The 12422-nt window shown below is 67.3% G+C and carries 14 protein-coding genes; 8 read left to right on the top strand and 6 right to left on the bottom strand.

The window, feature by feature from the left end; genetic code table 11:
* Positions 1 to 223 precede the first annotated feature (223 nt).
* The 3 genes from Q0817_RS16920 to Q0817_RS16910 all read left to right on the top strand — a co-directional run bounded on the left by Q0817_RS16920 (position 224) and on the right by Q0817_RS16910 (position 2400).
* Positions 224 to 1561 carry an ISL3 family transposase gene (locus tag Q0817_RS16920; RefSeq protein ID WP_298590941.1) on the top strand — a complete coding sequence of 446 codons (1338 nt, stop codon included), beginning with the start codon at positions 224 to 226 and terminating at the stop codon, positions 1559 to 1561.
* A gap of 86 nt (positions 1562 to 1647) precedes the next feature.
* Complete coding sequence (locus tag Q0817_RS16915; RefSeq protein ID WP_298590938.1) at positions 1648 to 2184, top strand: hypothetical protein; 537 nt, start codon at positions 1648 to 1650, stop codon at positions 2182 to 2184.
* Positions 2185 to 2256: 72 nt separating this feature from the next.
* The gene (locus tag Q0817_RS16910) at positions 2257 to 2400 is read left to right on the top strand and encodes a hypothetical protein (RefSeq protein ID WP_298590935.1); all 144 of its coding nucleotides are present in this window, start codon (positions 2257 to 2259) and stop codon (positions 2398 to 2400) included.
* Between the two features lie 97 nt (positions 2401 to 2497).
* Here the strand turns inward: Q0817_RS16910 and Q0817_RS16905 are convergent, their stop codons facing one another.
* The 3 genes from Q0817_RS16905 to Q0817_RS16895 all read right to left on the bottom strand — a co-directional run bounded on the left by Q0817_RS16905 (position 2498) and on the right by Q0817_RS16895 (position 4208).
* Positions 2498 to 2815 carry a hypothetical protein gene (locus tag Q0817_RS16905; protein WP_298590932.1) on the bottom strand — a complete coding sequence of 106 codons (318 nt, stop codon included), beginning with the start codon at positions 2813 to 2815 and terminating at the stop codon, positions 2498 to 2500.
* Between the two features lie 513 nt (positions 2816 to 3328).
* Positions 3329 to 3658: an Lsr2 family protein gene (locus Q0817_RS16900; RefSeq protein ID WP_298590929.1), complete on the bottom strand. Its 330-nt coding sequence runs from the start codon at positions 3656 to 3658 to the stop codon at positions 3329 to 3331.
* A 61-nt stretch (positions 3659 to 3719) separates the two neighbouring features.
* Positions 3720 to 4208 (bottom strand): hypothetical protein, encoded by a 489-nt coding sequence (locus tag Q0817_RS16895; protein ID WP_298590925.1) that lies wholly within the window; start codon positions 4206 to 4208, stop codon positions 3720 to 3722.
* A 241-nt stretch (positions 4209 to 4449) separates the two neighbouring features.
* On the opposite strand from Q0817_RS16895, the gene Q0817_RS16890 reads away from it, so the two are divergent.
* Positions 4450 to 5043 carry a recombinase family protein gene (locus tag Q0817_RS16890; RefSeq protein ID WP_017831927.1) on the top strand — a complete coding sequence of 198 codons (594 nt, stop codon included), beginning with the start codon at positions 4450 to 4452 and terminating at the stop codon, positions 5041 to 5043.
* Between the two features lie 329 nt (positions 5044 to 5372).
* Here the strand turns inward: Q0817_RS16890 and Q0817_RS16885 are convergent, their stop codons facing one another.
* On the bottom strand, positions 5373 to 5879 hold the full coding sequence (locus Q0817_RS16885) for a RidA family protein (RefSeq protein ID WP_298590922.1): 507 nt from the start codon (positions 5877 to 5879) through the stop codon (positions 5373 to 5375).
* Positions 5880 to 5937: 58 nt separating this feature from the next.
* Between Q0817_RS16885 and Q0817_RS16880 the strand changes: the two genes are divergently transcribed.
* On the top strand, positions 5938 to 6690 hold the full coding sequence (locus tag Q0817_RS16880) for an Asp/Glu/hydantoin racemase (RefSeq protein ID WP_109244444.1): 753 nt from the start codon (positions 5938 to 5940) through the stop codon (positions 6688 to 6690).
* 97 nt (positions 6691 to 6787) lie between these two features.
* Here the strand turns inward: Q0817_RS16880 and Q0817_RS16875 are convergent, their stop codons facing one another.
* The gene (locus Q0817_RS16875) at positions 6788 to 7498 is read right to left on the bottom strand and encodes a maleate cis-trans isomerase (protein WP_298590918.1); all 711 of its coding nucleotides are present in this window, start codon (positions 7496 to 7498) and stop codon (positions 6788 to 6790) included.
* Positions 7499 to 7619: 121 nt separating this feature from the next.
* Between Q0817_RS16875 and Q0817_RS16870 the strand changes: the two genes are divergently transcribed.
* Positions 7620 to 8123, top strand: coding sequence for a DUF3830 family protein (locus Q0817_RS16870; RefSeq protein WP_017831931.1), 504 nt, complete (start codon positions 7620 to 7622; stop codon positions 8121 to 8123).
* 111 nt (positions 8124 to 8234) lie between these two features.
* Positions 8235 to 9515, top strand: a complete 1281-nt coding sequence (locus tag Q0817_RS16865) for a Glu/Leu/Phe/Val dehydrogenase (protein WP_109244442.1) — start codon at positions 8235 to 8237, stop codon at positions 9513 to 9515.
* 555 nt (positions 9516 to 10070) lie between these two features.
* Here the strand turns inward: Q0817_RS16865 and Q0817_RS16860 are convergent.
* Positions 10071 to 11072 (bottom strand): D-2-hydroxyacid dehydrogenase, encoded by a 1002-nt coding sequence (locus Q0817_RS16860; RefSeq protein WP_298590908.1) that lies wholly within the window; start codon positions 11070 to 11072, stop codon positions 10071 to 10073.
* A gap of 65 nt (positions 11073 to 11137) precedes the next feature.
* Here Q0817_RS16860 and Q0817_RS16855 point away from each other — a divergent pair, with 65 nt between their 5' ends.
* Complete coding sequence (locus Q0817_RS16855; protein ID WP_229587022.1) at positions 11138 to 12418, top strand: aspartate aminotransferase family protein; 1281 nt, start codon at positions 11138 to 11140, stop codon at positions 12416 to 12418.
* The last annotated feature ends 4 nt before the right edge of the window (positions 12419 to 12422 follow it).

The following is a 12422-nucleotide window of genomic DNA, read 5'->3' as shown; positions in this document are numbered from 1 at the left end:
AAGGCGACGTCCGCGTCGTCGGGATCGATGGGCAGCAGCCGCTCAAAAATGTCCCTATCACCCAGGGCGCGGCCGGAAACCTAAATCACCGGGGATCATGGGGAAATCAGTAAGGCCCTGCACTCCCGCGGGAATCTGGCCCTTCCCAAATGAGTGTGGGTAAGGGCCCAAGCGGGGTGCGTGTCACGGGGGTCGGGTAGGGGTCGAGGCCTCCAGGATGGGGGTGCTGAATCCAACCGTCCTCGAAGGCCTCGACGTGTCCCATGCTATGTGCGCGCCGGCGTGCGCGCTCTTCGACCTGCCCGATGTCCACGTGCTCACGATCGAGCGGCACCGCTCCTCGTTCACCCTGATGGTCGAGACCGTGCCGTCACTGGTGGGCTGTCCGGCTTGCGGGGTGCTCGCCGTCGGCCATGGCCGGGTGGCGGTGCTGCTGCACGACCTGCCTTGCGCCGGGGTGCCCGTGCGGGTGGTCTGGCGCAAACGCCGTTACCGCTGCCATGAGACGGCGTGCGAGGTGACGACCTTCAGTGAGGTCCACGAGCTGGCGGCACCGCGGGCCAAGCTCACCACCCGCGCGATTGCTTGGGCGGTGACGCAGCTGCGCTGCCACGACATCGCGGTCTCGGCCCTGGCCCAGATGCTCGGGGTCGCCTGGAACACCGTCTGGGACGCCATCACTCCGGTCATCGAGGCCCAGCTGGCCGCCGAGGACCGGCTGGCCGGGGTGAACGCCCTGGGCGTGGACGAGCACGTCTGGCGCCATGTGGGTCCGCCGGGGACCGGGCTGGTCACCGGGATCGTGGACCACTCCCGCGGCGAGGACGGCCGGCCCCGGGCACGACTGCTGGATCTGGTGCCCGGGCGCACGGGGGTGGCCTACGGCGACTGGCTCATCGAGCAGGGGCCGGCGTTCACGAGCGGGATCCGCACGGCGACGCTGGATCCGTTCCACGGCTACGCCAATGCCATCCGCGACGAGCTCCCGGAGGCGATCACCGTTCTCGACGCTTTCCATGTGGTCAAGCTCGGCGGGCAGGTCGTCGATGAGGTCCGCCGCCGCGTGCAGCAGGACACTCTGGGCCACCGCGGGAGAGCCGGGGACCCGTTGTACGGGATCCGCCGCACCCTGCAGATCGGCGCCGAGCACCTGACCGAGAGGCAGGTCCGCCGACTCAACGCGAAGCTCGAGGCCGGGGACCCGCATCACGAGGTCACCCTTGCCTGGCATTGCTACCAGAAGCTGCGCGCGGTCTACCACGCCCGCCCCGAGCAGGGGCGCCGGCTCGTCGCCGAGATCGTCGGTGCCTTCCCGTCCTGCCCGATCCCGGAGATCGCCCGGCTCGGACGGACCTTACGCCGGTGGAAGGCCGCGATCCTGGCCTACTTCGATACCGCAGGAGCCTCGAACGGGCCCACGGAAGCGGTCAATGGCGTCATCGAGACCATGCGTCGCGTCGCCCGCGGCTTCCGCAACTTCGACAACTATCGGTTACGGGCTCTGCTCGCCGCAGGCGGTCATCGCCCCTGGCGGAGAACCGCTACCCACACTCAGCTGTGAAGGCCCGGGAATCTGCTCACCGGTGCCCTCCGCTGCCGCCCGAAAAATTGGCATTGGCTACCCCCTGCCCTCCGAGAGGACCCCTCATGATTCCGAACACCGACCCCCGCGTCATCGCCATCATCGAGCAGGACGGCCGCCAGCTCTCCGTCTCCGTTTTGGCGTGGGACGACCGGCACCGCGCCCTGGTCGCATCCACCCAGGGCCATCTGACGGCCGCCGAGGACCTCAACGGCTTTACCTACCTTGCCCAGCTCGACCTCGAGGCGTCCGCGGCCCCCGCGGCTGTGGTGGAGGTGGCCCCCCGCTGGAGCTCCGGGAGCATCCTCGACCCCGTCCCCACCGCTCCCTCTGACGAACTCCGTGCCCAAATCTTCGCAAAGTGGAACGCCGGGGAGCTCACCAGGGATGCCTACCGCGTGGCACTAACCCTCTTGGGTTCCAAGACCCTTTCAGAGGGCTGCAATCTCACCGACGTCGCTTCCGGGGCCAGCACGCCTCGGGCTGACGTCCCGGCCGCTCTCGACGAGCTGGAGAGGACTGGTCTTATGGCCGGCATCATCGAGCAGCGTCCTGCGGTCCAGCCCATGATCGTCCAGGCCCGCGGCCCGATGAGCGCCTAGCATCCCCCGCCAGCACGGTCGCCGAGCCTTCCTCATGTCGATGCCGTCTGAATACTGACCCTCGGGCGCCGGGTGGATTCAACGGCTGGTGATTCCACCGCCGGGGACACGGTGGGCAAGACCGCCGCCCGGTGGGGTTTCGCCCATCGGAGTTGCTTCGCCCCGTACTACCGCCAGATCTACGGCACGACACCGCGCCACACCTTCGACACGTGAGACCGGCCGGCCGGTGGAGCCGGCAGCACCACCGGTGCGCACCCCCCCCGTGGCCGGGTGAAGGGTGTTCAGCCCGTCCGGGCGTGGCCGGGTGCGATCACGCGGGTTCAGTGTTCCGTGGAGGGGTGCTGGCGGGCAGGGCCGCGGCCAGGTGCGGGGCGATCTCGGTAAGACGAGCAAGGTAGCCGTGGGCTTTGAGCTCGGCCAGGGCACCCGGGACAAGGGCCTTAGGGGTGCTGCTGCGGGCGGCGAGATCGGCGATAGCCAGCGTGGCCTGCGGGCCGGTGCGGACCACGGCGCGCAGCACCTGGCGGGTCTCAGCACTGAGGCGAGGATCGTCCCCAGCTGCGGAGGCCAGGGCCTCCAGTGCGGGGCGAAGTGCTTTGAAGGTAGCCGCCCGGGTGAGGCGATCCACGGCGGAGGCGTCTCGGGCGACACCGATACTGGTGCGATGATCCTGTTCCATGAGCCCCCCAGGGTCCAGGCGGTGTGGGCCCACAGTGGTGCAGGAATGATGGGTCGGTACGCCGGTCGAGTGGAAAGCCACCTCCCGGTGGTGGAAGCGTCGTCCCCCAACGACAGACCCCACGGGGTCACAGGGCTCCCACCGCCAGGACGGCGGCATCATGATCGATGCCGGCCACCTCGACCCCCTGGCCGGTGTGCCGGACACGATCCACGCCGAGCGGTTCGGCCCCCGGCCGTCCATCTTGCGTGCTACGCCGACCCTACTGTGCGGTAGATCAAAGATCGATCCTCATGATGTCCCCACTTCCGCCCCCCTCAAGGGGTCTCACAGGGATAGCACCACTCGGGTTGGTGTACCGGCGGCCTTCCTGTCTCGCCCCGTTGGCCCCAACGGTCGCGGCGCCGGTCCTCACCGTGGTGAGGACCGGCGCCGCGCGCTGTCTATCACGGCGTTACTGGGTCAGTGGGCGGCGTAGTAGGCATCCTTGATGGTCTGGTGGATACGGCCGCGGTCGGAGACCTCGTGGCCGTTCTCCTTGGCCCAGGCGCGGATCTTGGCAGTGTCCGGATCGCTGCCCGAGGCGCGGGGCCGAGTGCTGCGGGCACCGGCACGGGGGATGGCCTTGCGGCCGGCCTCCGCGAAGGGGCGCAGCGCCTCACGCAGCTTCTCGGCATTGGCCTCGGAGAGATCGATCTCGTAGTCCTTACCGTCCAGGGCAAAGGTGAGGGTAGTGTCGGCGGGGCCGCCGTCGAGGTCGTCCTCGAGGTGCACTTCGACTTTCTGGGCCATGGGTGGAGATTCCTTTCGAGTGAATGGGTCGTAGAACAGCGCTGTGCTGGCGTACGGGGAGTCAGGAGTCGTCGGTGGTGTCATCGCCGACCGGGTTGTCCTGGAAATCGACGGCGTCGATATCCTCCACCGGATCCACTGTCTCGGCGTCCTGGGACGATGCCGTGGGATTGGTGCGGTTGCCGGTGATGACGGTGCCCTCCTGTGTGAGATCCACACACAGCATGCCGTCCTCCACGAAGGGCTTCCACCGCCTGGTGGCGGTGGTGTCAATCCCGTAGTGGGCGGTGAAGGCGGTGGCCGAGACAATCGCCTGCCCGGGGCCTCGCTTGGAGCCGTTACGGACCGCATAGGCATGCGGGGAGGAGTCATCGGCGGCACGCAGGGCCATGACGTGCCGGTCCCGATCGTAGAGCAGCTCCACCGTCTCGGCATTGTCCACGAGGTCGTGAGCAGCCTTGTTCAGCGAGATCACCCCGCGCTTCTGAATAGTGACACTAGGCGCCTTCGCCAGTGGAGTCATCCTCTTGTCAAAAACCTCGAACGGCATGATTCCTCCTGTAGCCAGCAAATGCGGGGCGCAGTATGCATCGTATTCATTACATTGTATGCCTGTGCGCTCACTGTACCCATGCAGCGATGTGTCTTAGTAGGCAAGGGATGCGAGACGTCTCGTCCGAGAAATTTTCGCCCGCATGTTTCCGCGGTTTGGTATGTCTCGCATCCTTGTGCTTTATCACTGCCCCTAGAATCGGATACTCAACGTTAGTTGCGAGACAAATGAGGTGGACATGGGGAAGATGATCGGCTATGCACGCGTGTCTACGCGTCAGCAGGACGCAGACCGTCAAATGTCTGACCTGCTGACCGCTGGCGTGCGACGCGATGACGTTTACACGGACCATGGAGTGTCTGGAGGGCGCGCGTCCCGTCCCGCCTTCGACAAGGCAGTGGCCGCCCTCGAGGAGGGTGACACGCTGGTCATCACTACGCTGGACCGACTGGGTCGGTCGACGCAGAACATGCTGGCCTTCGCAGAAGCGCTGCGGGGGAGAGGGGCCGGGCTGCGGGTACCCAACCTCGGTGGGGGAGACGTTGATACGGCCACCCCGATGGGGTCGATGGTTTTCACCGTCATGGCGGCGCTGGCCCAGATGGAGCTGGAGATCAAGCGGGAGCGGATCACCGACTCGGTGGCCAAACGTAGGGCGGCCGGCAAGGACCTCGGCGGCCGGCGCCAGACCTTCACAGACTCCCAGATCCGCAACGCCCTGCGCCTGATCGAGTCCGGGGAGCCAGCCACCCAGGTCGCCCGCGATCTCAGCATGTCCCGCGCGACCTTGTACCGGCGGATCCAGGAGCTCCCGCAAGCGACCATCATTTGAGGCCGTCGTTACCTGTGGACACCGTGGTGCGTATGACGCAGCTGTGCGGGCTTTTCATCGCGCGGGGTAAACGGGCATGACAACCACGCCTGGTTGCGGGCCCTCCACACGGGCGCATCCGGGCCCGCTTGGGGTCCCCGTTGCGCACTACTTATTCAAAGTCTTGGGGACCTCATGCGATGAAGAACCCGATGATCCCCCTGCCGGGGCTGGCGGCTCAGGTGTCGTGGGACGACCCTAAAGGTCTCTCTTCGGCTCTGCGCTGGGCGGCAGGTCTGCATATCGCCAGGACGACCTTCACAGCCCACAGTCGATCGGTGAATCGAGGCTTAGGGCTGAAGGAGTATTACCAGGCTGACTTCCACGACGGCTCCGTCGGGGAGGCTCGTCACGCCAACGGCGGCCCGTGACGGACGACCGCTCTCTCCGAAGGCGGCCAGCAGCTCGTCGGAGGCTCCGTCGAGCACGGCAGGGTGGGCGGTGAACTCCGGCACTGCCGCCACGTATCCGGTCATGGACACCACGCGCTCGACACGGTGGAGGCCGCCCAGGTGGTGGGCGAGACTGGCAAGGCAGTTCCGCACGGCCAGCCGAGCACAGCCGCGGGCGTCTTCAGGGGTAGGCCCCTCCGATATGCCAATCATTCCTCGATGAACAAGAGTTCCCTGCACCGCGTGGGTGTGACCGGCGGTGAACACCAGTAGCCCGGCTTCTGTGACCGGCACGTAGGCGCCGGCGGGTGTGGGCGTGGGTGGGAGCGTCCGAAGGTAGGCATCATGGTCGGTGCGGGCGCGGCCCTGGGTGGATGGCTGAGTAGGTGGAAGATCAGGAATCACGGGATTCTCCTTATCATCAAATTATTGTCGACGATCAGACACTATGGGAAGATGAGACATGCCTAACATCCAGAGGTTCGTTCCCGAAGGCCCCGAGCCTGATCGCGTCATCGGCGTGGTCAATCCCTATGACATGGCGTTGGACCGGGAGCTGTGGCGCTGGATGCCCGACAACGTCTCTTTGGCTGTTGCCCGGACCCCCCACCACCCCATGGTGGTGGACGAGATTATGGCAAGTGCTCTCGGTGACGACGCCGAGATCCGCTCCACCGCCCGGTGCCTCACCGCAGTCGAGCCGGAGGCTGTGGTCTTCGCCTGCACGTCCGGGAGCTTCGTCAATGGGATCGAGGGGGCGCGGAAGATTTCCGCGGCCATCAGGGAGGAGACTCGTGCCCCCGCGGTGACCACGTCCGAGGCCCTGCTCGAGGCGTTGGACGTCCTGGGGATCACCCGGCTGGCCATCGCCACGCCCTACGTCCCCAAGTTGACGGAGCGGCTCGAGGACTTTTTGGCCGCCGACGGGCGCACCGTCGTGGGGACTGCGGGCCTGGGCCTGGACCGCCTGATCTGGCACGTGCCCTACAACGTCACTGCCGATCTCGTGCGCCAGGCCGACCACCCGGATGCGGAGGCCGTGTTCGTCTCCTGCACCAACCTGCCCACCTTCCATATCATCGCGGCCCTTGAGGAGGAGCTCGGTAAGCCCGTGTTGACCGCGAACCAGGTCACCGCGTGGGCGGGCCTGCGACGGCTTGGGCTGCCCTTGGTGACCCAGGATCAGCGCCTGGGTGAGGTGGGGCGCGCCGCCTGAGGCGGAGTGGCCCGACCAACGATGACGGATGGAAGACGACGACGACGACGCCCCTGAGGTGGGGCGTCGTCGTCGTCGAAACCGCTCAGCGTCTCGCTTAGTGACTGAACAGGGCACCGAGCCCCTCGGCGCGGGCCGGGTGGCCGGCTAGACGGAGCCCCTGCCAGGCGGTGACCTGGTTGGCGGTCAGCACGGGCACACCGAGGGTTTCCTCGAGCCGGGGTAGCGCGGCGACCGTATGCAGCGCCGTGTCCGGGATGAGCAGGCACTCCGCGCCGGTCAGATCGGCGGCGTGGGCGGTCTCCAGCACCCATTCCTCGTCCAGCAGGCCCGCGTCTTCGCCGCTGGGAACGTCGTAGGTGGACAGGGCGGTGACCGTGATCCCGTCCTGCTCGAGGAGCCGTGCGAAGTGCGAGGCGACGTCCTCCGGGTAGGTCGCGGCCACCGCGACTCTGCTCAGCCCCAAGTGGTGCACCGCCTGGACGAAGGCCAGGGAGGTGGAGGAGGACGGGACACCGGCGGCTTCCTGGACCCACCCCGCCTGTTCGCGGCACCCCTCCGACCCGTAGACGAAGCTGCCCGAGGTGCACGCCCACATCGCCGCGTCGGGAGAGAGGCTCCGGGCCTTTTCGGCGGACGGCACCAGGTTGGCTCGTGAGCCTAGCGCCAGCAACGCCTCGACGTCGTGGTCGGTGCTGCCCTCCCAGGTGTGGATCACGGGGAAGGAGGTGTCCGGGATGAGCTCTTCAAGGGCGGGGAACTCGTCCTCCGCGCTGTGGCCAGGATAGAGGATGACGACGGTGTGCATGATGATGGAGACCCTTTCGTGGTGTGTTGCACGTCTCACGAAAAAGCTTACAGTTGGATTGTAGACAATCATAGGGTGCCGTTTCGTGGTGCCTCTGCCTTCGACCGAACGGGGACGATCCATGAGCCGATACATCACCATCACCTTGGAGAAGCGGGGCGTCACCGCCCGGGCGCGCTTGCTCGACGATGAGGCGCCGCGCACCGCTGAGGCGGTGTGGCAGGCCCTGCCCCAGTCGGGGCAGGTGTTCCACGGCAAGTTCGCGCGCAACGAGATCTACGCGCTCGTTCCCGCCTTCGCCGCGGAAGAGCCCGGTCCGGAGAATCAGACGATCACTCCGATCACTGGGGACCTGTGTTACTTCACGTTCGAGGGTGTACTCGACAATCCCGCCTACGGGTACGAGGCCTCGGCGGGGACCTCTGAGAACCGCTTGCTCATCGATCTGGCCGTCTTCTATGGGCGGAACAACCTTTTGGTGAATGGCGACGTGGGATGGGTGCCGGGCAACGTCTTCGCGACGATCGAGGAGGGGATGGAGGAGTTCGCCGCCGCGTGCCAGGACGTCTGGATGGGCGGTGCGCGCGGGGAGACGCTCAGCTTCGCCCGCGCCGAGACGGTCTGACTCGAAGCCCTGCGTCGGCGGGGCGGGGTGTCCCCGGAGGATTCATTAACGTAGGATTGTAAACAATCAGGCACTTGCCTGATTGGTTCCGAATCCCAGGACACGAGGTCAATGACGACGACAACCGCACTTTCTGTCCCCGCCGAGCTCTCGGCCAACCCGCTTGACGACGCCCTCAGCCAGCTGAAGGCCGCCGTCGAGACCCTTTCCTACGGGCCGGGCCAGCACCAGATGCTGGCCCGGCCTCGTCGCGAGATGTCGGTGAGTATCCCGCTCCGGCGTGATGACGGCACCGTGGACGTGTTCACGGGGCACCGGGTGCAGCACAACTTCTCCCGCGGACCGGCGAAAGGAGGGGTGCGGTTCAGCCCCCACGTGACGCTGGACGAGGTGCGTGCGCTTGCCATGTGGATGACGTGGAAGTGCGCCCTGCTGGACGTCCCGTACGGCGGGGCCAAGGGTGGAGTCACCATCGACCCCCGGAACTACTCCCCGGCGGAGCTGGAGCGGGTCACCCGTCGGTACACGAGTGAGATCCTGCCGATCATCGGTCCGGAACGAGACATCCCCGCCCCGGACATCGGCACGGACGAGCGCACGATGGCGTGGATGATGGACACCTATTCCACCAGTGTGGGCTTCACCGTGCCCTCTGTCGTCACGGGCAAGCCGGTCAGCCTGGGTGGGTCGCTGGGCCGCTCTTCGGCCACGTCCAAAGGCGTGGTGCACATCGCCCTGGCCGCCCTGGCCCACCGTGGCCTGCGGCCGCACGGGAGCACCGCCGCGGTCCAGGGCTTCGGCAAGGTCGGGGCGGGCGCGGCCGAGTTCCTGGCCGAGGCCGGGGTGCGGGTGGTGGCCGTGGGGGACCAGTACGGAGCGGTCCACGCGGCCAGCGGGCTGGACGTCCCGCGCCTGCTGGCGCATGCGGAGCGGACGGGGTCGGTCATCGGTTTCGAGGGAGCTGATGCGATCGGCTCCGATGAGCTGTTGGAGCTCGACGTCGATCTGCTGATCCCCGCCGCAGTGGAGGGCGTGCTGCACGAGGGCAACGCGCACCGTGTGCGGGCAGGCATCGTCGTGGAGGGAGCCAACGGTCCGACGACGGCCGCGGCCGACCGGCAGCTGCACACCCAGGGCGTCCTGGTGGTCCCGGACATCCTCGCTAACGCGGGAGGCGTCATCGTCTCCTACTTCGAGTGGGTCCAGGGCAACCAGGCCTATTGGTGGACGGCCGACGAGGTGGACGAGAGGCTTGAGCGCCGCATGCTCCAGGGGTGGACAAGTGTCCTCGAGACCGCGCGCCGCCGTGAGGTCACGCTGCGCGAGGCCGCCACCCTGACCGCCGTTCAGCGCGTGGCCGAGGCGCACACCACCCGGGGCCTCTATCCCTGATCGGCTGGTAGGCCGAGTGTGGCCTGCCGAGTCGGCGAGCAGCTACGTCCTGGTCAAGTAAGTGCGTAATCCGACTTGCACCTCAAGGACCACTCCGTACCGGCACGCCATGGCATGGCGCGATGCTTGTCTCCGGCAAGCTGGGAGCGGAGGTTGGCATCGCCGAGAACCGGCGCGCCACCGAGATCATCTCCGCTCAACCGCCTGACGACCCCTGTCCCAGCGCCCCAGCTCCCTCGAACGGATCAGCTCGATCGTGAACCTGACGGTGCGCATCACCTCGGCCGGGGAAGTCCGCGACCGGTCCTCACTCGCCAAGGAGGTCTCCGGCGGCTGGAGGAGGTTTTCGGCGTGGCCGGCAGGGACACACGTGCTGTGTTCAGGGTCTACGAGCTCCCGCTCAGGGTCGCGGTCGAGCGACCATGATGGTTGAGGCGTGCTCGGCGGTTCAACGTGAAGGAGCGGGGCCGGGAGGATTCCCGGCCCCGCTCCCGTTTCGTCTTTCTGCGCGCTCTACTGTCATCCGGTCCGCGCGGGGATATTAACTCCCGCGCCTCAGGCCCGGCGCACGTAACCCAGCTGCTTGTCCACCTGGTTGACCAGCTCCTCGCCGATACACCAGCGAGTGAGGTTCTGTACGAATTGGTCCGCCAGCGTGTTTCGCCAACCGACGACGTCCCCGCTCATGTGCGCGGACACATGCACGTTGTCCATCTGCCAGAACGGATGCTCGACAGGCAACGGCTCTTCATCGAAGACATCCAGCGACGCGGCTGCAATCTGGCCCTCTCGCAGGGCCTGGACCAGGGCCGGCTCGTCAACCAACGCGCCCCGGCCCACGTTCACCACATGGGCGGTGGGCTTCATCCGGGCCAGCACATCCGCGCCGAGCAGGCCGCGGGTGTCCTCTGTCAGGGGAGCGATGAGCACGAGGTGGTCCGCCCATCCGGCGTGCTCTGCCAGCTCCGCGCTGGGGACAACGGTCCCGAAGTCCGCGTCCTCCCCCCGCGCGGTGCGCCCGGCACCTCGCACCTCCAGGCCGAGGGTGCGCAACAGCCGGGCCGTGGCACGCCCGATCCCGCCCGTACCGACCACGAGCGCGTTTTGCCCCGCGCTGCGCTGCACCTCGCGATGCTGCCAGACAGACCGGCGCTGAAGCTCCTTGCTGGTGTGCAGCTGCTTGTCGTGGGCGAGCACCGAGGCCAGGACGAATTCCGCGATGGGCCCGTCGAAGGCGCCGTGGGCGTTGGTGACTTGGACGGAGGACTCCCGCAGCTCGTCGAAGAGCAGGGAGTCCACGCCCGCGGCGGCCACGTGGACCCACTCCAGGGAGTCGGCGTAAGACCAGGCGTCACGCAAGGCTGGGGAGAAAAAGTCCCAGACGAACAAGACCTGGGCCCCGGGCAGGGCCCCAGAAAGACCCTCCGCATCAGCCCACACCACATCGGCGTGATCCTCGAAATCCAAGGCGTTGTAGGGGGCGCTCGTGCCGGGTGCCGTGAGGACGACAACTTTCGGGCGACGCTGAGAGGGCTGGGACTGCGCTGTCTCTTCCATGGGCCCACTGTAAGACCCCGGAAGATTGTTGACAATAAGTCGATCTGGTGGGAAGAATGTGAGCCATGACATCTCTGAGCCCCGTACTCAAGCAGGCGACCCCCGTGGTCGTGGACCACGCCCTGGGCAGCTGGATCTATGGCACTGACGGCCGGGACTACCTGGACTTCACCACCGGCATCGGTGTCACCAGCACCGGTCACTGTCACCCCAAGGTGGTGGCGGCTGCTCGGGAGCAGGTTGGCAAGATCATTCACGCCCAGTACACGACCGTGATGCACCAGCCTTTGCTGCAGCTCACCGAGAAGCTCGGCGAGGTGCTTCCGGAGGGGCTGGACTCCGTGTTCTACGCCAACTCCGGCTCCGAAGCCGTCGAGGCCGCCATCCGTCTGGCGCGCATGGCCACGGCCCGGCCGAACATCGTCGTCTTCCAGGGTGGTTTTCACGGTCGCACCGTGGCCGCGGCCTCCCTCACCACGGCCGGCACGAAGTTCTCGGCCGGATACGCGCCGCTGATGGCCGGGGTGCACATGTCGGCGTTCCCCTACGCCTACCGCTACGGCTGGGACGAGGAGACCGCGGTGGCTTTCGCCCTCCAGGAGCTGGACTACCTGTTGAAGACCCGCACCGCGCCCAACGACACGGCGGCCTTCCTGATCGAGCCCGCCCTGGGCGACGGCGGCTACCTGCCGACCCCGCCGGCCTTCATGGAGGGGTTGCGGGAGCGTGCCGACCGGTACGGCATCCAGCTAATCTTCGACGAGGTGCAGGCCGGCGTCGGGCGCACGGGCAAGTTCTGGGGCCACCAGCACTCCACCGCCACTCCGGACATCATCATCACGGCCAAGGGCGTCGCCTCCGGCTTCCCCATCTCGGCCATCGCCGCCTCCACCGAGACCATGTCCAAGGCCTGGCCGGGCTCCCAGGGTGGCACCTACGGCGGCAACGCGGTCTCCGCCGCCGCCGGCGTGGCCACCCTCGAGGTGGTCAAGGAGGAGGGTCTGGTGGAGAACTCGCGGGTGCGCGGCGAACAGCTGCAGGCCGGGCTGATCCAGATCCAGGAGCGCTTCCCCGTGATCGGCAACGTCCGCGGCCTCGGCCTGATGCAGGGCATCGAGTTCACCGCCCAGGACGGCACCCCGGACGCCGCGACGGCCGCGGCCGTCCAGCAGGCCACCACGGAGCAGGAACTGCTTACCCTCACCTGTGGGCCGGAGGGCAACGTGGTGCGCCTCATCCCCGCCCTCGTGGTCACCGAAGAGGAAGTTTCCCTTGGGCTGGAGCGCTTCGAGGCCGCTGTGGCCGCTGTGGTCGGTGCTGTCCCTGCGGGCACGACGGGAGCCTGAAAGC

The organism is uncultured Kocuria sp. (assembly GCF_947500125.1).
GTDB lineage: Bacteria > Actinomycetota > Actinomycetes > Actinomycetales > Micrococcaceae > Kocuria.
This window is presented reverse-complemented; position numbering and strand designations above follow the sequence as displayed.